General features: G+C 69.4%; 7 protein-coding genes and 1 pseudogene. 2 read left to right on the plus strand and 6 right to left on the minus strand.

The genetic code is table 11. The features are described 5' to 3' along the window. Positions 1–4: 4 nt before the first annotated feature. From ACN27F_RS03185 to ACN27F_RS03205, 5 genes are all read right to left on the minus strand, one after another. Positions 5–4,078, minus strand: coding sequence for an amino acid adenylation domain-containing protein (locus tag ACN27F_RS03185; RefSeq protein ID WP_421431057.1), 4,074 nt, complete (start codon positions 4,076–4,078; stop codon positions 5–7). After that, complete coding sequence (locus ACN27F_RS03190) at positions 4,075–9,351, minus strand: type I polyketide synthase (RefSeq protein ID WP_421431058.1); 5,277 nt, start codon at positions 9,349–9,351, stop codon at positions 4,075–4,077. The genes ACN27F_RS03185 and ACN27F_RS03190 overlap by 4 nt, the downstream gene beginning before the upstream one ends. Continuing rightward, positions 9,344–15,730: an SDR family NAD(P)-dependent oxidoreductase gene (locus ACN27F_RS03195; protein WP_421431059.1), complete on the minus strand. Its 6,387-nt coding sequence runs from the start codon at positions 15,728–15,730 to the stop codon at positions 9,344–9,346. Before ACN27F_RS03195 ends, ACN27F_RS03190 begins: the two co-directional genes overlap by 8 nt. A 276-nt stretch (positions 15,731–16,006) precedes the next feature. Next, positions 16,007–17,194 (minus strand): SagB/ThcOx family dehydrogenase, encoded by a 1,188-nt coding sequence (locus ACN27F_RS03200; protein ID WP_421431061.1) that lies wholly within the window; start codon positions 17,192–17,194, stop codon positions 16,007–16,009. A gap of 619 nt (positions 17,195–17,813) precedes the next feature. Further along, on the minus strand, positions 17,814–18,503 hold the full coding sequence (locus ACN27F_RS03205; RefSeq protein WP_421431062.1) for a TetR/AcrR family transcriptional regulator: 690 nt from the start codon (positions 18,501–18,503) through the stop codon (positions 17,814–17,816). Between the two features lie 197 nt (positions 18,504–18,700). Between ACN27F_RS03205 and ACN27F_RS03210 the strand changes: the two genes are divergently transcribed. Together ACN27F_RS03210 and ACN27F_RS03215 are read left to right on the plus strand one after the other, a co-directional pair. Continuing rightward, the gene (locus tag ACN27F_RS03210; RefSeq protein ID WP_421431063.1) at positions 18,701–19,711 is read left to right on the plus strand and encodes a hypothetical protein; all 1,011 of its coding nucleotides are present in this window, start codon (positions 18,701–18,703) and stop codon (positions 19,709–19,711) included. Between the two features lie 89 nt (positions 19,712–19,800). After that, positions 19,801–20,722, plus strand: a pseudogene (locus ACN27F_RS03215) (tyrosine-type recombinase/integrase); the annotation flags it as partial. A gap of 16 nt (positions 20,723–20,738) precedes the next feature. Here the strand turns inward: ACN27F_RS03215 and ACN27F_RS03220 are convergent. Continuing rightward, a complete protein-coding gene (locus ACN27F_RS03220) occupies positions 20,739–21,776 on the minus strand; it encodes an IS4 family transposase (protein WP_421431065.1) in 1,038 nt (345 codons plus the stop codon). Between the last annotated feature and the right edge of the window lie 295 nt (positions 21,777–22,071).

The following is a 22,071-nucleotide window of genomic DNA, read 5'->3' on the forward strand; positions in this document are numbered from 1 at the left end:
CTCGTCAGGTGTCGGCCGACGCGGCTGCCTGCATCTCGGCCGCCAGCTGGGCAGCGGACGGCCCGGTGAGCAACGTGTGGTGGGTTCCGGGCAGGACGACCGCCCGGACCGGCCGATCGGTCAACTGCGACCAGCCCCAGTCCGGGGCGCAGGTGTCTGGATGGCCGTCGAACTCCTCGACGACCCCACTGTCGGCACGGATCACGATGACCGGTACCGCCAGCGTCGGTGGAACGTACCGCCCGCACGCCCGCACCACCGCGCGAAAGACCACGAAGGCGGTGTTCAGTCCGGACTCGTACGGCGGTTCGGCCACCTCGGTGCCCGGCCACAATGCTGCGATGTCGGCGTCGAACCAGCGGCGCAGGACATCGTCGTCGAGCTCCCGGACCTGCCGTGGTGCCGGAGCGTCGATGACGACGAGTTGCTCGACCTGGTGCCCGTGGTGGCGCATACGGTCGGCCATGGCCGCCGCCACGACCGCTCCCGAGGACCAGCCGCCGAGCCGATACGGTCCGTTCGGATGCCGCTGCAGCAGCGCCGCGATGTACTGATCAGCCAGCTCCGGCACCGACTCCGGGGTAGGCCTGCCGTTGTCGGGGCCGGGTGCCTGCATCGCGTAGACCCGACCGCTGAGATGGGCGGCGAGGTCGGTGTAGCACAGCACCTGCCCACCCGCCGGATGGACCAGCACCCATGGCGTTCCTGTGCCGGTCGCGGAGGATAGGTCCACCAACGGTGACCAACCGTCCGGCCCGGCCAGACGGGCTGCCAGGCGGGCCACCGTACGTTCCTGCAGCAACGCGGCGAGTGGTACGGGGCGGCCCAGCCGGCGCGCGGCCAACGCGGTGGCGCGCAACGCCGCGAACGACTGCCCGCCGAGATCGAAGAAGTCATCGTGCACACCGATCGGCTGCGTGCCCAGAATCGACTCCCACACCTCGACCAGAACCGTCTGGACGGGGTCGCTCGCCGGTACGGGCCTGTTGTCGCTGACCTTGTTCGACGGTGAGAGACGGGCCAGCCGGGCACGGTCCACCTTGCCGTTGGCCGAGAGCGGAAGCCGATCGAGAATCACGACCTGAGCCGGGACGAGGTAGCCCGGTAGCCGTTCGGCCAGCGCGGACCGGATGTCGGCGGATGCCGGCTCGGTACCGGCGGCGACGGTGACGAAGGCGACCAGCTGCCGCCCTGCGGCCGTGTCCCGGGCCACCACGGCGGCGGCGGTGACGTCGTGACCGCCGACCAGCGCGTGCTCTATCTCCCCGGGCTCCACCCGATATCCCTGGATCTTGAGCTGATTGTCCGCACGTCCGAGAAACTCGATATCGCCGTCGGGCAGGTAGCGACCCAGATCGCCGGTGCGGTAGAGCCGTTCGCCGGTGCGTGGGTGGCTGATGAACGCGGCTGCGGTCCGGGTCGGGTCGTCCAGATAGCCGCGGGCTACCCCGACGCCGCCGATGTACAGGTGGCCAGGCACCCAGGTGGGCACGTCGCGGCCAGTGTCATCGAGCACGTACCACCGCTGGCCCGCCAGCGGTCGCCCGTACGGAATACTCGTCCATCCTGGGTCGACCTCGGCTATCGGGTAGATGATCGACCAGATCGACGCCTCTGTAGCGCCTCCCAGGCTGACGATCTGGGCGGCCGGCGCGATCTGCCGGATCCGGTCCGGCAGATCGACCGGTATCCAGTCGCCGCTCAGCAGGACGAGGCGCAGTGACGGCAGCTCCGTGCCGGCCTGCGCGGCCGCGTCCACCAGGAGTTGCGCCAGGGCGGGCACCGAGTTCCAGACGGTGACGCCATGCCCGCTGATGAGGTCGGGCCAGGCGCTCGGATCAACTGGACCGGCCGGCGGGAGCATCAGTGTCGCACCGGCGGCGACGGAGCCGAAGATGTCGTAGACGGATAGGTCGAAGCTCAGCGACGAAACTCCGAGAAGTACGTCACCTGGGCCGACGCCGAATCGGCTGTTGATGTCACAGATCGTGGCGGCAGGCCCTCGATGATCCAGCACCGCGCCCTTTGGCAGTCCCGTCGACCCCGAGGTGTAGATGACATAGGCGATGTCCTCCGGGCACACGGTGGGCAGCGCCGGCCCGGGTCGCGTCCCCGCCGCACCGACGGTCAGTACGGGGCGACCGGACAACGACTCGACCCGTTCGCGCATGTCTGGGGTGGTGACCACGGCGCAGACCCCGGTCGTCAGTAGTCGAAGCCGTTCATCCGGCCAGTCCGGGTCTATCGGCACGTAGGCCGCTCCCGCCATCAGCACGCCGAACACCGCGACCGGCTGAGCGATGCCCCGGGCCGTCACGACGGCCACCCGGTCGCCCGTGCCCACTCCGGTGGCGACGATACGGCGGGCGAGCGCCGCACTGGCCTCATCCAGCTCCCGGTAGGTCAGCCTCCCGTCCGGGCCGGCCACCGCCAGGTCATCTGGGCTCCGCTCCGCGTGTTCCGGCAGCGGTGCATGGAGCAGAGCCGCAGGTGGTGCGGGCACCGCGGTGTTGAGCCAGGCCCGGTTTTGCACCTGCGACCGTGGAACGAGCGATAGTTGCCGTCCATCCCAGGTGCTGCGCTCGGCGAGCATCGTGAGAGCGGTGCGGTAACCATTTTCCATCGCGTCCAGCAGGCCCGGTGGGAACATGTCCTCGATGACGTCCCAGATCACCCACAGCCCGCCGTCCGGGAGTTCCCAGAATTCGCAGTCGAAGGTCACCTGCGGTGTCTCCAGCAGGCTGAAGACGGGCGGCTCGGTGGGTCCGACGAACAAGGCGCTGCCCACCGCGAACGGACAGACAGCTCGACCTGGCGACTGGCGTTGCCGGTTCAACGCCTGGAGAACCTTGACGCCGCTCCAGTGGGTGTGCTCCAGATCCGCCATCACCTGGCGGTGCAGACGGACGAACCGGTCCCGGACAGACTCGTCGTGCCGCCAGTCGACCTCCAGCGGGTAGAGTGCGGCGAAGTTGCCCATCACCTCGTCGATCTGCGGATGCAGGGCAAGCCGGTGCGTCACCATGTTGTTGATCAAGAAGTGCCGCGAGCCGCTCCAGACCGAGAGCATCTCGGCATGAGCGCCCAGCAGTACTGCGGTGGGGCTCAGCCCGGCACCGGCTCCCTGCAGCTTGAGCGACTCCCACAGCGCAGCGGGGAACCGCATCTCGCGCCGGCTCAGCCGGGATCGCCGGTGGGGATCCGCGCCAGCGGCAAGCGGGATCGCCGGAGCGTCGGGCAGGTCCGCCAGCCGTCGGGTCCAGTACTCCCGGGACCGCTGCCCGGCTCGCGACTCGGCCAGGCGGCGCAGCTCGAGGACGCAGTCACGGTAGCTGATCGGCGGTGCGATCAACGCCTCATCCGGATGGTCGTACGCCCGCAGCACATCGCGGATCAGCCGGAAGCTGCCCGGCGCATCGCTGAACAGGTTGTTGTTGTTCCAGTGCAGGCGGGTACGACCAGGGTCGTACCGAGTCAGTCGCACATCCAGCCATGGCCACCGATCCAGCGGCGGCTCCCGGCGACTCATCGCGGCCCGGACGGCGTCGAGTTCCCGCACCGTTTCCGGTTCGGGGCTGCCCCGCAGATCAGTGACTGGCACGCCCGGAACCACCGGATCGGATACCACCTGCAAGGTCAAATCGTCGCGGAGCACAACGAGGTCCTTGTGCTGGCGGCGCATCACCCGGCCGAGGGCATCCGCGAACCGCTCCGGGTCGAGGTCGCCGAGATCGAACTCCATGTACTGGTGCGGCTGTACGTAGTGCTCCATGCCTGGCCGGGACCCGATCAGAAAGGACTCCTGCAGGTCGGATGGCGCAAACGGGGTGTGCAGGTTGTCCGGGTCCGGTGTGATGACCGGCAGGTCGGCCGGCGCCGCGTCAACGGTGTTGGTGAGGAGCCGGATCAGGTCGGACCGAGCGACCGTCAGACGGTCCCGCAGGGCGGGAGTGAGCGCGTCTCGGGGAGCGTCGACCCGAAGTCGCCCGTCGCCGCCGACAGCGAGCCTGACGCCAGCCGCCGCAAGATCCCGCAGCAGGTCACTGACATCGTTGGTAACCGGAAGGGACGTCGTCACAGGACCAAGACCTCCCGATCGTCCTCGGTGTCGTCTTCGAAGTCCGCGTTGGTCAGTTCGCTGGCCAACAGCTGGGCGCAGATCATGTCGGCCAGTTGTCCGGTCGATGTCCCGAACAGATGCTCTGGTGCCAAATCCACGCCGAGGTCCGTACGCAGCCGCTCACGCAGTCTGATGGTGATCAGTGAGTCCGCGCCGAGCTGACTCAGTCGCCGCCGCTCGAAACCGTCCCGTGCCTCGGCGAGGTCGTCGGAGGTCAGACGCAGCAGGCCGGCAGCCCGGTCGAGTAAGACCATCAGCACGGCGCAGCGGGCGGCATCCGGATCGGTCACCGCCAGTCTGGCCAGCATCCGCGGATCCGCCGGCGCCGGTGAATCGGCCATCACCGACGGGGTCGAATGGTCCCTGGCACGGACGCTGGCAAGGAGCGTATCCGGCCGATCTCGCCCTGCCCCGTACCGCCGCCAGTCGACCCTGGCCAGAGCCACGCTGGCTGGCTGGTCGCCAGGCTGCAGCAGTCCACCGAGTGCGCCCAGCGCGACCGCCGAGGTCAGCGGCATCAGGCCGGTTTCCGTGAGCCTGGCCAGGACGTTCGTGCGCCACGCCATCCCCGTCTCGGCCCAGGGTCCCCAGCCGACGCTGACCGCCGGAAGCCCGAGACGTCGGCGGTATCGCGCCAGTGCGTCGAGATATCCATTTGCCACCGTGTACGCGGCCTGACCCTCGGTACCGAGAGTCGCAGACACCGAGGAATAGAGGACGAAGAAGTCAAGTTCGTCAGCGGTCGTGGCCTGGTGCAGTGCCCAGGCGCCACGGACCTTCGGGGCGAGCACCCGGTCGATCCGTTCGGTGTCGTGGCCGGCGAGTGAGGCGTCAGCAAGGACGCCGGCAGCATGCACGACTCCCCGCAACGGTGGTAGGTCCCGACGGATCCCGTCCACGAGGAACCGCACCGCGGCCTCGTCCGCCACGTCGGCCGGCCGTACCTCCACCTGCACGGCCTGGGCCCGCAGGCTGTCGATTGCGGACTGCTCTGCGTGAGTCCCGGTCCGCCGGCCGGTGAGGACCAGATGGCGGGCTCCGTGGCCAGCAAGCCACTGGGCGGTGGCGATCCCCAGACCACCGAGTCCCCCGGTGATCAAGTATGTCGCATCCTGGCACACTGGTGGGGTGTCGACCGCCACTGGACGTTCCGTGAGGCGGGCCTCGTGCCACCGACCGCCGCGCAGCGCCAGCCGTCGCCAGCCCTCGGTGCTGTCTGCCGCCCGCCGGATGTCGTCGAGGTTCGCCTGTCCAGGCGGCAGTTCGAGGTGGACGCAGCGCACCTGTGGGTACTCGGCGGCCAGCGTCCGGGCGAGGCCGCCGGTGACGCACTCCGTCAGGCCAGGGTCGCCGGTGGTGCAGAGCACGACTGGTCCGGTGCCACCGCCGGCCAGATAGCGGCTCAGGACCGCGATCTGCTGCGCCGTCGCCCGGTGGATCGCCTCAGTCGGTTCCGGCTGGTCGCCGCTATGGGAGTGAACGATCAGCCCGCCCGATGCCAGCAGCGGGTACTCGGCGGCGGCCATTCCCTTGAGGGACCCGGCGACCAGGGTCGATCCGGACCGGGTGGCCTGCGACCGCCACGCCTGTACGGTGGCCGGGTCGGTGCTGATGGCCAGCCACGGCTGCGACCCCGCGTAACCGGGCGGCTCGGAAACCTCATGCCAGCCGATCTCGAGGGCTGCGACCCGAGCCGGGGACAGCTCGTCGAGCGTGCCGCGAGCTATCCGGCGCAGGCGCAGTCCCGTCACGGCGGCAACGAGTCTGTCGTCGTCGGACCATACGGCCAGATCCAGCACGCGGTCACCGGTGTCGTCGACCACCTGTCGCCACGCATGGCACCAGAGAGCCGCCGGCAGCGGCCCGAGCAGCCGGACCTCGCCCGCACCGACAGGTAGCCAGGCTTCGCCGGCACCGGGCGCCAACGCGAGGGCGGTGTGGAAGCAGCCGTCGAGCAGCACCGGATGTGCCAGGTACCGCTCGTCCTCCGGACGGCCGCTGTACCGTGCCTCGATCTGGGCCACCGCCGAGTCGCCGTCGCGCCACAGCCGCCGCAGGACGCGCAGGTCCGGTCCCAGTTCGATGCCGGCGCTGGTGGCCGTCCGGTAGGTGTCCTCGACCACCAGTTCCGGCATCTCCGCGATCCGCAGACGCGGAGGGACCCGGAGCGGGGCCTCGCTCGGTTCATCATCGGGACGGTCGGAAGTCTCGGTCGGGGCGAACGCTGCGGCGTACTCCGTCCAGTCGGCCTCACCGTCAGACCTACCAAACAGCCGGATCCGTCGGCCGCTGGGGCTCTCCGTCACCTGGGTCTGCACCTGGACCGTGGATCCGTCTGGGAGGACCAACGGACGCACCACCGTCAAGTCGGCGATCGTCGTGGCTCTCGACCCCGTGCGGTCCGTGACCGCAACCATGGCCAGCTCGACGGCTGCCGACGCTGGTAGTACCCGGGCGCCGTTGAGCCGGTGCTGATCGAGGTACCACGGCCCGTCCGGTTGCAGCGTTGCCGTGAACCAGCGATGTGACGTACCGGCTACGGCTATGGACACGCCCAGCAGTGGATGCGCCGCCGCCAGCGTCGGTGGCCCGACTGTCCGTTCCGGGACCAACCAGAAGCGCTGTCGCTGGAACCGATAGGTGGGGAGCTTGGCTGCCACCGTTTCATCCGGCAGCATGCCGCTCGGCCATTCCAGTTCGATGCCGCGGACGTGGAGTCCGGCCAGTGCTTCCAGCACGGACCGGTCCTCTGGACAGCCCGGTTTGAGCAGGGCGGCGCAGCTCGCGGATGCCGGAAGGTCCGACCGGCTAAGGAGCAGCTGAGTCAGAACCGGTGTCGGCCCGAGCTCGAGGAAGGTGTTCGCCCCGAGCCCAACCAGACTGGCGACGGCTTCGTCGAAACGGACCGGCCGACGGGCTTGTTCGATCCAGTAGTCCGGCCCGCTCATCGCGTCACCGCAGGGCGCGCCGGTGAGCGTCGAGACCAGGTCCAGCTCGGCCGGGTGATAGGTCAGCCGTCCGGTCACGTCCGCCAACGCGGAAAGGATCGGCTCCATCAGCTCGCTGTGGAAGGCCCTCTCCCCGGGCAGCAGCGACACGGCGATGCCTGCCTGTCTCCATCGGGCAGCTGCCTCTGTCACAGCGTCGCGCGGTCCGGAGACCACTGTGACGTCGCCGGCATTCGTCGCGGCGACCTCAAGCCCGGTCCCCGAGATCAGGTTCCGGACCTGCCCGACGCTGGCCCGAACCGCCGCCATGGCTCCGGAGGCGGTCCGACTCATCAGCTCACCCCGGGCTGCGACCAGCTCGCACGCGTCGGCGAGGTCGAGTACCCCGGCGACGTGCGCCGCAGCGATCTCACCCACCGAGTGGCCGACCAGGTGATCGGGAACGATGCCGCAGGATTCGAGCAGTCGGTAAAGGGCGACCCCCGTGGCGAACAGGGCCGGCTGGGCGTAGCGGGTATCCGCGAGCACGGCCGTGTCAGCGCCGCCCGGCTCGGCGAACACCAAGGGCAGCAGCGGACGTTCGAGATGGCGGGCGAACTGCTCGTCCACGGCGTCGAGCGCGACGGCGAAGGCGGGGAACCGCCGGTACAGCGCCGCTCCTGCTCCCCTGCGTTGAGCCCCTTGACCAGGAAAGAGAATCGCGACGGACGGTGCGGGCTCGCCCGTGCCACGGATCACGGTGGCACCAGTCGGTGCAGTCACCTGCCCGCTGATCGCGGCCAGGCCGTCGCTGAGACTCGCCGGTGGCCCGACGACGACGGCACGTCTGGCCTGTGCGGTACGTGCGGTAGTCAAGGTCAGGGCCACACCGGCGGGATCCTCGGTGTCAGCCGACCGGTGCAGTGCCGCCGCCTGGTCGCGCAGGGCCGCGACCGTGTGACCACTGACCGGCCACGCCAAGACGTGCTCCGACGGAGCATCCCGGTCGACGGCCGGCTGCCCCGGAGCCTCCTCGATGATGACGTGTGCGTTGGTGCCGCTGATGCCGAATGAGGAGACACCGGCCCGGCGGGGCCGCAGCCCAGCCGGCCAGCTCCGGCCCTGGGAAAGCGGGACCACCCCGGACCAGTCCACATGCGGCGAGGGCTCGGTCAGGTGCAGCGAGCGCGGCAGCCGTCCATGCCTCATCGCCTCCACCACCGCGATCACGCCCGCGACGCCGGCGGCCGCCTGCGCGTGGCCGATGGCAGACTTCACCGAGCGGACCCACAGGGGATCGCCTTCCGTACGATCGCTACCGAAGACAGCCTGCAGCGCCCGCGCCTCGATCGGGTCGCCGAGCACCGTCCCGGTGCCGTGCGCCTCCACGACGTCGATATCGTCGGGGTCCAGTGCAGCGGCGGACAGCGCCGCTCGAAGCAACCGCTGCTGCGCGGGACCGCTCGGCGCGGTGAGTCCGTTGCTGGCACCATCCGCGTTGATCGCGCTGCCACGAATGACGGCGAGGACCGGGTGTCCGGCGCGACGGGCATCGTCGAGTCGTTCCAGTAAAAGGATTCCCGCTCCCTCGGCCCAGCCGGTGCCGTTGGCGTCGGCGGAAAACGACCGGCAACGTCCGTCCGCAGACAACCCTCCCTGTGTGGCGAACTCGATGAAGACGCCGGGGGTGGCGAGCACGGTCGCACCGCCTGCGAGCGCCATCCGGCACTCTCCGCGCTGCACCGCGCCGGCGGCCAGGTGCAGCGCCACCAGTGACGATGAACACGCGGTGTCCACGCTCATCGCCGGTCCGCGCAGGTCCAGCACGTAGGCCAGTCGGCCAGAAGCGACGGCCGGGGAGGTACCGGTGAGCACATGTCCCTGATAGCCGGTGGGCGGCCGGTCCAGTTGCCCGGCGTAGCCGTTCGGGCTGATGCCCACGTACACGCCGGTGTCAGTGCCGCGCATCCGGTGCGGTGCGATCCAAGCTCGTTCGAAGGCTTCCCAGGCGAGTTCAAGTAGCAGCCGCTGCTGCGGATCCATCGCGGCGGCCTCGTGGGGTGCGATGCCGAAGAACGCGGCGTCGAAACCTGCGACGTCGCGCAGGAAGCCGCCCCGGTACGCCGTCGTCGCCGCGTCGTCCCAGCCGCGGTCACGCGGAGCCGGACCGACAGCGTCGACACCATCGTCGATCAGCCGCCACAGGCTCTCGGGATCGTCCGCGCCGCCAGGGTAGCGGCAGGCCATCGCGACGATCGCCACCAGCGGAGGGCCAACCGGGCAGGTGGATCTGCGGTCACTCATGGTCACCTCGGGTCTGATAGGTGCCGGTGGGAGTGGTCGCGACGTCGTTCCCCGATGCCAGCAGTTCGCTCAGATGAGCGGCGAGTTCCTGGGGCGTCGGATAGTCGAACGGCAGCGTCGCGGGCAAGGAAAGGCCAGTAGCCGTAGACAGCATCCGCACCATTTCGGTGCCGGCGAGGGAGTCGACGCCTGCGTCACGCAGGGCTCTCCCTGGTAGTACCGCAGCCGGACCGGCATGGCCCAGCACAGTGGCGGCCGAGCTGCGTACCAGTCGCAACAACTCCCGCTGCCGCGGTCCGCCCCTGAGCTCACCGAGCCGGCTGGCCGGCTCACGTCCCGGCTGTCGGTCGTGCGTTACCAGCCGCTGGTTTATGGCAGCGGCAAGCATCATCGGGTACGGAGCGGCCACCGCCCGGTCGTAGAGATCGAGAGCCTCGGTGGGGTTCAGCACGCCGAGGCCGGAACGAGCCAGCCTTCCCCGTTGCGTCTCACCGAGTCGTTCGGTAAGCGCGCTAGGGGTATCCCACAGCCCCCAGGCGATGCTGGTGGCCGGCAAACCGGAGGCGACCCTCAGACTGGCGAGTGCGTCGAGGAAGGCGTTGGCCGCAGCGTACGACGCCTCCCCTGCGTGCCCCAACGCACCTGCGGTGGAGGAGAACAGCACGAACTGGCGCAGGGCCAGCCCGACTGTCAGCTCGTGCAGGTGCCACGCACCGAATGCCTTAGCCCGCAGCGCTTCCTCCAGCAGGTCGGAGCTCTGACGTGCCACCGTCGCCGAGGGCATGACCCCGGCGGCGTGCACGACACCAACGAGCGGATCGGTCCCAGGGATCCGGTCCACCAGGCGGGCGATCGCCGTGCGGTCCGCGAGATCGACGGCGGCGATGTCGATGGCGGCTCCGGCCGCAGACAGTTCCTCCCGCAGGCGGGCGGCATCCGGCGCCGCCGGACCGCGCCGACTGGCCAGTAGGAGCCGGCGTGCGCCGTGGTAGCGGATCAGATGCCGGGCGATCAGGGCACCGAGTGCGCCGGTGCCGCCGGTGACCAGGACCGTGCCTGGAGGCAACAGCGCCGGGTGGGAGGTCTGCGATACGACGGAGAACGCCTCGGCCAGCACCGATCCGCGCCGCACCGCGAGCCGGTCAGAGGTGTCGAGAGCGCCGATGGCGGCGAGCACAGCGGCGGCAGATCCGTGCCAGGGCAGATCCAGCAGGCCGATCCGTCCGGGGTGTTCGGCCTGCGCCGCCCGGCCAAGTCCCCAGACCGCGCCGCCGGCGCCATCCCGTACCGGATCGCTGGTTCCGGTCGTCACCGCCTGCCTGGTGGCCAGGACCAGCCGTCCCGGGGCCGGTCCCGTCCTGGCACACCACAGTCGGACCAGTGCGAGTACCCGGCCAGTGAGTTCCGCAACTGCTGCCGGCATGTCGTCAGTGACGGGATGGCACGGGTAGAGCAGGACCTCCGGATCCTCGACCCGGGTGAGTGCGTCGAGGTCGGCAACGCAGCGGGCGTCGGGTAGACCGAGTGCTGCTGCGGCGGCGGGCGTGCCCAGCACGGCGTACCTGACCGCCTGTCCGCGGCCGGTGACCGGACGCCAGTCAGGTCGGGCGAGGGTGGCCGGGTATGGCGCGTTCCCCGACAACCGGGGCTGCGTCTCGGCCACACTGTGCCAGAAGCGCTGACGCTGGAACGGATAGGTGGGCAGCGTCGGCGGCGGACCCTGGCCGGCCGGCAGCACTGGTGCCCAGTCGACCGGTTCTCCGGCGAGAAAGGCCCGCACGTGCGCATCGAGCGCTGGCCCGAGCGACTCGGGTGGAGCCGGTGTGCGGTCGTGCGGCGTACCGGCGATTTGGGTCAGCTGATGCCTGAGTTCACTGTTGGTGCGACCGTACGCGACGGCTCGACACGCGAACACCTCGCGGCCGGTCGCCAACAGCCGGCCCGCCGCGGCCAGGTTCAGATCAGGGTGGGCGGCCAGCCAGTCGTGCAGCCGGCCGGCCTGAGCCCGCAGCGCGGCGGCGGTTCGCGCGGACACCGGCCAGATCACGGTTGCCCCGCTGGTTGCCGTCTGGCCAGGGCTGCCGGTCGCCATCTCGTCTGTCGGCGGAGACTCCAGAATCAGGTGGGCGTTGGTGCCGCTGATGCCGAACGCGGAGACCGCAGCCCGACGCGGCGTTCCCCGGTCCGGCCAGGGCACAGGTGCGGTGAGCACCCGTACCGCGCCCCCGGTCCGGGTGACCGCAGGGGCGGGTGGTGACGCGTACAGCGTACGCGGCAGCATGCCGTGTTCGAGGGCAAGCAGCATCTTGACGATGCCGATCGCGCCGGCGGCGGCCTGGGCGTGGCCGATGTTCGATTTGATCGACCCGATCCAGAGCGGGCGATCGGCCACGCCGTCCGGGCGGTACGCCTCGGCAAGTGCCGCCACCTCGACGGGATCGCCCAGAGCGGTGCCGGTGCCGTGCGCCTCGACCGCATCGACATCGGAGGGGTGAAGACCGGACCGGCGCAGCGCGATGTCGATGACCTGGCGTTGAGCCGTACCGTTCGGCGCGGTCAGACCGTTGCTGGTGCCGTCGGAGTTGACTGCGCTGCCCCGGATCAGACCGTAGACCCGATGGCCGTTACGCCGGGCGTCACCGAGTCGCTGAATCACGAGGACCGCAGACCCTTCGGCCCAGGTGGTGCCGTCAGCGTGGGCCGAGAACGCCTTGCACCGCCCATTCGGCGCGAGCCCGCCCTGATGGGCGAACTCGATGAACATCCCGGGGGTGGCCATCACGGCAGCGCCACCGGCCAGGGCAAGGTCGCAGTCGCCGGCCCGTAGCCCCAGGGCTGCCTGATGGATCGCTACCAACGCCGAGGAACAGGCGGAGTCCACGGTGACCGCTGGTCCATTCGTGCCGAGCACATAGGCCAGTCGACCGGAGGCCACGCTGACCGCCGTGCCGGTGAGCCGGTACCCGGCATCGCTCGCCGGCTCGTCACCTGGTCCACTTTCGTGCAGCCGCGGGCCGTACTCCATCGGCGTCACACCGACGTAGATGCCGGTCTGGGTGCCTCGCAGTCGACTCGGACGGATGCCTGCGTTCTCCAGCGCCTCCCAGGCCACTTCAAGCAGCAGCCGCTGTTGCGGATCCATCGCGGCGGCCTCCCGCGGGCCGACGCCGAAGAAGTCGGCATCGAAAAGCGCCGCGTCGCGAAGAAAGCCGCCGTGGTAGGCAGGTTCGTCCGACCATCCTCGGTCCTGCGGGGCGGGTCCGGTGGCGTCCGTGCCGTCCGTCAGGAGACTCCAGAGGTCGGCCAATGACGCGACCCCGCCGGGAAGGCGGCATCCCACGCCGATGATGACCAACGCCTCGTCCGATGGCACGGCGTCCAGTCCCGATGGCAACGCATCCAGTGCTGATGGCTCATGCCGCTGTGTGGCCCTCGTGTCAGTGCCGTTACCCAGGTGGCCGGCGAGCGCAGTGACCGTCGGGTGCTCGTACAGGGCCTCGGTCGGCAGCGGTTGTCCGGTGGCGCGGGCGAGGCGTCCTGCCAGATCGATCACGCCGATGGAGTCCAGGCCCAGGTCTCGGAACGACCGGTCGGGAGCGATGTCTGTGGTCGGTGACAATCCGAGTACCGTTGCGGTCTCGGTCCGTACCAAGTGCCGAATCCAGCTCGGGCCGTCCAACAGCGTCTCGTCGTCGGCTCGCGCGACGACTACCGGCGCCTGGTCATGCTCCTCGGCCGCCGTCGGCGCGCCCGGCGATGGGAAGTCATCGTCGAGTGAGCAGCTGACACGTTGGAACGGATAGGTCGGCAAAGTGACCGGCTCGCCCTGCGGAAGCAGTGCCGACCAGGCCACCGGGTACCCGTGCACGTGCAAGGTGGCCAGAGCCTTGCGCACCGCCGACGCCTCGTCTGCGGCGCCGCCGAGGAGTCCCGTGACGCACTGGTCGGCTCCGGGTAGACAGCCGCGGACAAGATCGGCGACGGCGCCGTCGGAACCGAGTCCGACGAAGCAGCCAACGCCGAGCTCGACAAGCGAGCCGATGGCCTCGACGAAGCGGACCGGTTCCCGGATCTGACGGATCCAGTACTCCGCAGTGTCGATGTCGCCTGATTTGGCGAGCTTGCCGGTACATGTCGAGACGAACTTCAGTCGAGGAGCGGACATGGGCGTCGCCAGGGCCACGCGCGCGAAACCGCCGAGCATCGGTTCCATCAGTGCGCTGTGGAAGGCGTGGGTGACCTGCAGAGGACGAAGAGCGAGCCCGGCCGCTGCCAGCACCGGCAGCGCCCGGTGTACGGCATCCGAATGCCCGGCGATCACCGTCGACCGGGGTCCGTTCACCGCAGCGATCTCTACCTCGTGGTCCGCCAGGTGGACGAGTACGTCCTCGGCCGCAGCCCGGACGACTGCCATGGTCCCCCCCGGTGGAAGCAGGTCCATCTCGCGCCCCCGGGCTGCCACCATGGCTGCGGCTGTCTCAAGGCTGAACACCCCGGCGATGTAGGCCGCCGCATACTCGCCGACGGAGTGTCCGGCCACGATGTCCGGTCGAACGCCGGCCTCGGCTAGCAATGCGGCTTGGGCGATCTGGTCGGCGAAGATCGCTGGTTGGGCGTAGCGTGCGAAGCGAAGTGGGTCGTCATGCTGGTCGAAGTCGTCGACCAGCGGTTGCAGGGGGCGATCGAGGTGATCGTCAAACGCGGAGCAGACGTCCCGGTACACCGAGGAATACACCGGGAACATCCGGTTGAGATCTTGTCGAGGGCCGGGTCGTCGGCCGCCTTGACCGGCGAAGACGAACGCGAGCAGACCTGGATCCGGTCGCGTCGCCGCGGTGACGACGGCGGGATGGTCCCGCAGACCAGCTACCGCGTCGAGAGCATCGAGCACGTCACTGTGCCCAGGAGCCAGTACGGCGGCACGGTAGCGAAAGTGGGTTCGGCCGAGCGCCAAGGTACGGCACACCGACTCCAGTGACGGCCGGGCAACGTCACTCAGTGCCGCGTGCAGCCGGCTGGCCTGCGCTTTGAGCGCGCCCATAGTCGACGCGGACAGCAAAAGGACCGAGCGAGCCGGACCTTCGCCATCCGAAACCGGCGCAGGAGCGGATCCCGGTGCCTCGCTGAGCACCACGTGACAGATCGTGCCGCCGAGACCGAGCGAGGTGACCCCCGCGATCCGCGTGCCCTTCGTGGCTGGCCAGGGCTCCAGTTTCGTGGCCACCCGCAGCCCCCACTGCGGCAACGGTAGGCTCGGGATGGAGAAGTTCACGGTGGCCGGGATTGCCCGGTGATGAAGGCAGAGCAGCGTCTTCAGCAGACCGGCCGCGCCTGCGGCTCCCTCGAGGTGTCCCACGGTCGGTTTGACCGAACCGATGATCAACAGGTCGTCGCTGGCCCGGCCCGCCCCGAACACCTCCGCCAGTGCCCGCGCCTCAGCCCGGTCGCCAGCCGGGGTCCCCGTACCGTGTGTCTCGACGTAGCCGACCTGGCCTGGGTCAACACCAGCGCGGACGAGCGCGGCACGCACTGTCCGCACCTGTGCAGTCGGATCCGGATCGGTCAGGCCACGCGCACCAGTTCCTCGACCTCGGGCTGAGCCGATGAGCACCCCGTAGATCCGGTCGCCGGCAGCGACGGCAGCGCGCAACGGTTTCAACAGGACTACTGCCGCGCCTTCCCCACGCACATAGCCGTCGGCCCTCCTGTCGAATGCACGGCAGTCCCCTGTGCGGGAGAGGGCACCGGCGGCGGCTGCCGACAGCGCACCGTCGGGTACCAAATGAATGCTGACTCCACCGGCCAGCGCCATTTCGACAGCGCCAGCGGCGACGTCCTGGGCGGCGAGATCGACTGCGGTCAGCGCAGATGCCTGACCCGCGTCCACGGTGAAGGACGGTCCCCGCACCGCCAGCATGTGCGCGACCCGGTCGCTGATCATATTGCGTCCGGCGCCGGTGAAGTGGTATCGACCAGTTCTACCTGCCGTGACGGCCGCAAAGTCGTCGCCAGTGGTCCCGACATAGACGCCTAGGTCCCGACCGCTCAGCGTGCCCGGGATCGTGCCGGCGTCCTCGAGCGTCTCCCAGGCCAGCTCCAACATCAGCCGTTGCCGCGGATCCATCGCCCCGGCCTGCCGCCGGGAGACTCCGAAGAACTCCGGGTCAAATAGGTCTACCTGGTCGAGAAAGCCGCCGCGGCGCACCCCCCGCGGCAGCTGTGACGTCGCCGGCCAACGGCCGGCGGGCACCTCCGTGACCGCGGAACGCCCAGAACTCAGCAGGTCCCAGAAGGCGACCGGGTCGGCCGCTCCAGGAAGTCGACAGGCCATTCCGACGACCGCGACGGGTTGCGGCGACCAGGCTTGCCCCGCGGTCATCGGGCTGCCCCCGGCCGACGTCGGCGCACGACTCGCGGGTCGAGAGTCGATACGACGAAGAGTTGAGGCATGTCGATCAACACCGCAGTGTTATCCGTCACGCACCATTGGTCACATAGACGAAGCAAAAAGTTCCGACGATCCCTGACTTTTTGGTTAACAAGCCTGCAAACCATCTCGAACCACCCGTGACCTGCTTGCCGAGGAGCGCACCGGTTCGGTACGGCGTCCTGGTGGAGCAGGGAGCCAGCCGGCCTGCGCGGTGCCGGCGCCGACTCACCTCACCGGCTCGACATCCCCCACCAGGTGGATGTAGAGGACGCTACTGGTGACCCCGTCGACACCAAGGACCTCGTTCACGGCGTCATCGAAGTACCCACCCAGACCGATGCAGTCCCGTCCCTGCCAAGCAGCGAGTAGCGCGAGGTTCTGGGCAAGGTGACCACACTCGACCAGAACCAGCCGGTACGACCGGAGACCGTAGGCGAGACGCTGATAGGTGAGGTCGGCGACCGAGAAGACCCAGAGCGGACAGGCCGCAGCGTCGATCCGGCCGGTCGCCTTCGGCGGCGGAAGTCGAGGGTCGAGCCACATCGATGTCGGCAGTAGGCGTTCGCTGAGATCCTCCCGCGAAAGCTCATCGAGAGCATGGCGGTCGGGGTCGTACAGGTACAGCCCACGCGGCACACCGGCTACCTGGTGGCAATAGAGGAGCAATCTGATCGGGTACCGCCCGCCTCCGCTGGGGTGACTGCGCACCAGCTTCGCGGGCTGATCTCCGGGCAGCGGGGCGCTGCCGGTCACGGCCGCCGAAAAGAACAGCAGGCTGCCGAGAGCGTCCAGGCTGAAGCTGCCGACGTACCGGCCGTGCCGGCTACGCCGTCTCAGCAGAACATCCGGCAGGCTCGGGCCGTCGACACCGCTGGCATCTGGTCGTGGCAGCCGCACAGTCCGACCGGACACGGGTAGCGACGCCCGGCCCTGCTCTCCCCCCGTACTGTCATCCGCAGCCTGGTCCGGGCCCCGGAAGGCGAAGTACTTGCTCTGCTCGTGATACTGCCGGTCGAGCGCGGACGGAGCGTCCGCAAAGAACGGCACCCGTGGTTCCGCCGAGGCGGTCACCAGCGACATGATCCACGCCACCTCCGCGAGGTCCGCGTCGACCAGTCCGCAGTGCTCCCGAAGACCTTCTGCGACGAAGGCATGGAAACCACCGACGGCGTCGAAATCCTCGCGCACCATGACCCAGGCCCGCGCGTACAGCCTGGACAGCCTCGCAATCGGTCCGTCGGCGAGACCAACGACCTCGTGAGCCCGGACCGGCTGACCGTGCCAGTCCTGCTGGTTGCGGGCGTAGGACAGTTCCGCCCGGGCCCGCGCGTGCGCGTCGCCCCCGGCGATCGTCCGGGCGAACTGGCGCAGCCAGGCGACCGAGTCGGGCCAGCCAGTCCCGGTCGCCCACATGGCTGCCAGCAGGAGGTCAGCAGCGACCCGTCGACGTCGGGCCACAGATCTGTGCTGCTCGGCCAGCGTGATGAGGTCAGTCTTCGCCTCGGCCGACAGAGCAGAGGACACACGTGACCGAGATGAACTCATACATCGTTGGTCGTCGCTGTGACCGATCTGGTTCCGGGTCGCCCGGGGGGAGCTCAACCACGCCGACTCTCCTCTGAACCTCGATCCGTGGACTCACAGCCTGTACCGTGCCAGAGCTTGTCGCACATATGATCCGGCTGGCCGGTGCGCTCGGTTTGCTGGTCCATAGCGGGACCGCCGTGCTCGCGGAGGTTCTCCCACTACGCCATGAGGTGACGGTGTTGCCCCGCGGGCAGCCGCACGGTCGGCCCCGGTTGTCCTGCCCCCAGTAGGCCGTCTTCACCGGCCTGGCTTGGCCACTACCCACAATGGTTTGTACTGACCGGCTGGTCACTCAGGCCGCGTTGCCGGGCAGGCACCCGCCACACTCCGGGTTTCAGCTCGGTCAGCACGTGCAGCCAGTGCTTCGCGCCCTGACCACCGTCACCGGTCACAGACCGAAGCGACCGCCCCGCTGAAGCGACACACCACAGGTTGAAGATCAAGCTCAGGTCGAGGGCCTTGTCGTGCGGCCATCGGTCGGTGTGGCGGGTGGCCCGTGTTGAGCGGCAGGTGGACGGCGTTCAGGGCAGGGGGTGAGGGCGTCCTGCAAGGCTGCCCGGGCGCCGCGCAGGGCGAGGCGGAGCTGGTCCGGTGTGCGGCGGACCTGGGCCAGCAGGAGGCCGCCCTGGATCGCGGCCATGGTGAGGTCGGCCAGCTCCGTCACGTTCACGTCCGGACGTAGCTCGCCCGAATCCTGCATCCGGCGCAGGCCCGCGATGAGGGGGGCTTCCCAGCGCGCGAAGGCGTCCACGAACGCCTGCCGGGTCAGGTCGTCGCGGCCGCCGAGCTGGGCGGCCAGCGAGCCGATCGCGCAGCCGCCGACCGCGTCCTGCCGCGTCCCGTTGGCCACGATCGCGTCGAACCAGCGGTCGATGCCTGCCAGCGAGTCGACCTCCAGAAGCATCGGCTCCTGGGCGGCCAACACCGTGTCTACGGTGGAGTGAACTACTGAGCGGATGAGATCGTCCCGGTCGTCGAAGTAGTGGTAGAGCTGGCTGCGGCCGACCCCCGCTGCGCGTTCGACGTCGTCCAGCGTCACCGCGGCGACGCCGCGACGCTGGATGAGGTCCGCCGCCGATCCGAGGATGCGCTCCCGGGTCGCGCGCCCCCGCGTGGTGGTCGGCGTGTGTGCCATGGCATCCCCTCCGTGTTCTGAACCTCAGAGTACAGAATTTCTGTACTAGCTGATACAGTCTGCGACGAATCTCTCTGTACCAGACGATACAGTCCGTGGCGAGAAATGGAAGGAGAACCCTGCCCGCCACGTACGAGTGCCGCCGGGCATCCGGCCGTCCGGGAGCCTCTCCGTCCCGCACCACCGAAAGGAAGACCATGTTCCCGTACCGATCCACCAGGCTGCGGCGGCGTGCCACCACGCTCGGCCTCGCAGCCCTGCTCACCGCGGTCGCCGCGACCCCGGCGGCCCTCGCGGCGCCGGTGCCGGCACATCATCCCGGCCATTCCGCCGGCACCCGCCTGAGCGACGTGCGCGTCCTCGCCCACTTCGACCGGTCCGCGGGCCAAGCCGCCGAGAGCATCGCGCTGGAGCCCGACGGTGGCGTGGTCATCGGCATGATCCCCGCCCGCGAGGTGGTACGGGTCGCACCAGACGGAACCGTCCAGAGCCTCGTCACCATGCCGCTGCCTCCGGACGGCGGCGGGACCACCCCGGTCATCGGGATCCCCGTGGTCACCGGGGTCGCCCGGTCGGACAGTGGCGCCATGTACTTCCTCTACTCCGCCGGACAGGGCGGGCTGACCGGCGTCTGGCAGATCCGTCGCGCAGGTCCGCCCCGGCTCGTCGTGCCACTGCCCGCCGACACCATGCCGAACGCCCTGGTCATCGACCGCACGCGCGACCGCTTTCTGATCACCGACTCGACCGGTGGGCGCATCTGGCAGGCCCCGCTGCGCGGCGGCCGTGCCTCCGTGTGGTCGGCGGACTCGGCCCTGGCACCCAGTGGCTTCTTCGGCGCCAACGGCATGAAGATCCACAATGGCGCCGTGTGGGCGAGCAACTCCGACCGCGGCACCATCGTCCGCATCCCGGTGGCCAGGGGCGGGGGCTCCGGCCGGGCCGAGGTCCGGGCCACCGGGCTGGAGGGCATCGACGACTTCGACTTCACCGGTCGGGGCGCCGAAATCCTCGCCGCGATCAACCAGGCCAGCAAGCTCGTCCGGGTCGGCGCGGACGGCGCCCAAGAGACCCTGCTGGACGCCGAGGACGGCATGCAGGGGACCACGGCCGTCGTCGTTCGAGGGAACCGAGTCTATGTGACCAACGGCGCCAACCTGGCCGGGAACGACCCGACCCTGATGCTCGCGGAACTGCGGCGGCGCTGACGCGCCCGCTGTGGGAGGGGCCACCCGGGCGGTAACTCCTCCCACAGGCTGCGCACGCAGAGACCGCGAGGGTGCCCGACCGCTGCTGTGCGCTCGACGGGGCCGGGCCGGCTGCCCTGAAGGCGTACGCCGCAAGAGGCCGATTGGCTGTCATCCCGGTCAGGATGGTCAGCAACGGCGTGGTTGACCGGGCGGTGCACGGATGGATCGCGGACGGCAACAGCCGATCCACGGTGAAGAACTCGCTCGCTGTCCTCGCTCGCGTCATGGAGCAAGCCGTCAGGGACGGCATCATCACCCGCAACCCCGCGCAGGTGACCGGCTGGCAACGCGAGTACCGCCGCGCCGAAGACGAACTCGACGATCCGCCTCCCTCGCACTATCCGACTGGGAAGCCCTGACGGAGCTTGCCGCCGCCCTGGTCGACCGGTCCGCCGGCAACTACTCGGGATGGGCCGACGTGGTGATGTTCGCTGCGTGCACCGCTGCCCGAATCGGTGAGGTGTCCGGCGTACGCGAATAGGACATCGACCGGACAACGTGGATGTGACGGTACGCCGGCAGACCACGCCCGGACCGGGCGGTCTGATCGACAAAGGCACCAAGGGCAAGCGTGCGCGCATGGTGCCGCTCGTAGAGGAAGTACGGCCGATCGTGGCCCACCGCCTGGACGCCGCGAGTAAGCCCGATTCCCAGCTGTTCACCGGTCCACGTGGCGGACGGATCAGCACCGCTGTACTCCCATACGCAACCCACTGGGATGAGGTGGTCACCAAGCTGGGCTACGAGCATCTACGGCGGCACGATCTACGGCATACCGGCCTGGCCTGGATGGCTGACGCCGGTGTTCCGGTGCACGTGCTCCGAAAGATCGCCGGGCACGGTTCGCTGACCACGACGCAGCGGTACCTACACCCCGACCGGCAGACCATCACCGATGCCGGAACGGCGCCCAGCGCGCATCTGAAGGCCCGTCGGTCCCCAGGCGGTCCCCAGCTACGCGCGGTCTAGGTCCAACGCCGCTCGGTTAGAGCGGGTGGATGGTTAGCAAGTCTTTGTGATGATATCGACGGCTATGGTGGCTTTGTAGCTGCGTCGGTCTACGTTGGGTCCGCGGGCCTGTGAAGCTGGCCCGGTCAGGGCTGGTACCGGGCCGGCTGTCGGTGGCGTCGGTCATGGCGGTACGCAGGATCTGGTAGACGACCAGCAGGGCGTAGACCTCCTGGTCGATGCCGTCGGGAGTACGCGCGCGCAGGACCCGGCCGCCGAGGATGCTGGATTTGATCTCCAGGTAGACGGTTTCGACCTCCCACCGGCGGTGGTACAGCTTTATCAATTCGCCGACCGGGTGGGTGCGTGGGTCGAGCAGGGTGGTGACCAGCCGGTAGCCGCCCGCGCGGACGCCGTCGACGGTCCGGACGCTGATCTGAGCGTCGACGACCCGCACCCGCGCCGCGCCGACGGTCGACAGCCAGGATCCGTCGTGGTACCGGCGGGTCACCGGCAGCCGGCGGCCGTTCTTGCAGCGGATCAGCAGGTCGGCCCTGGTGGCGACGAGTGTCTGGATGAGGTCGGCGGCGGCGTAGTTACGGTCGGCCAACAGCAGCATCCCGGCGGCCAGGCTCCGGGCCAGGGTGCGGGCCTGGTCGAGTTCGCTGGTGCCGAGTGGACCGAACACGGCGTCGACGATCGAGCGGGTGCCGCAGGTCAGCAGGACACTCAGCCGTAGTGCCGGGTAGCCCGCGCCGCCGTGGTTACCCCGTTGTCTGCGGTAACGGACCCGGACCGCCTCGGCGTCGGCGACCGACATCGTGGTCCCGTCGATCGCGGTCACCAGCAGGCCCCGCCACCGCACGGCGTGTGTCGCCGTGGTGACCGCCGGGCCGCGCAGCAGATCGGACGAGGCCCGCAACGGCGTCGACCCGAGCCGTTGACGCGCCTGCCGTAACGTGCCTGAGGACGGCTCGGTCAGATCCAGCCCAGTCAGACCGGCGGTCAGTTTCCGCCACACCTGCCCGTAGCCGAGTTCGGCGAACAAGCAACCCGCCAGGATCGGGTAGACCACGACCCGGCCGGGAGTAGCCGGATCCGCTGCTGGGTACGACGGGTCGCGGCGAGGACCTCATCGACCATCTCGAAGGGCTCCCCTACAAGGGTTAGCAACGCTCGGCCCCGGCGGTGTCCTGGGTCTGCACCCTGAGTCCTCATCCTCCTACGAGGGTTAGCAACCCCGACGGGACGTGGAACGGATGGACCATTAACAATCTTTTACAAACTTGGCGGCCTCAGCTCGGTCGATTGTTGTCTAGATTCAACAGCACCCGACGCGGGCCGCACCCCGGCCCCGCCAGCCAGGCGAC

Origin of the sequence: Solwaraspora sp. WMMB335 (assembly GCF_049179075.1) — a bacterium.
Classification (GTDB): Bacteria; Actinomycetota; Actinomycetes; order Mycobacteriales; family Micromonosporaceae; genus Micromonospora_E.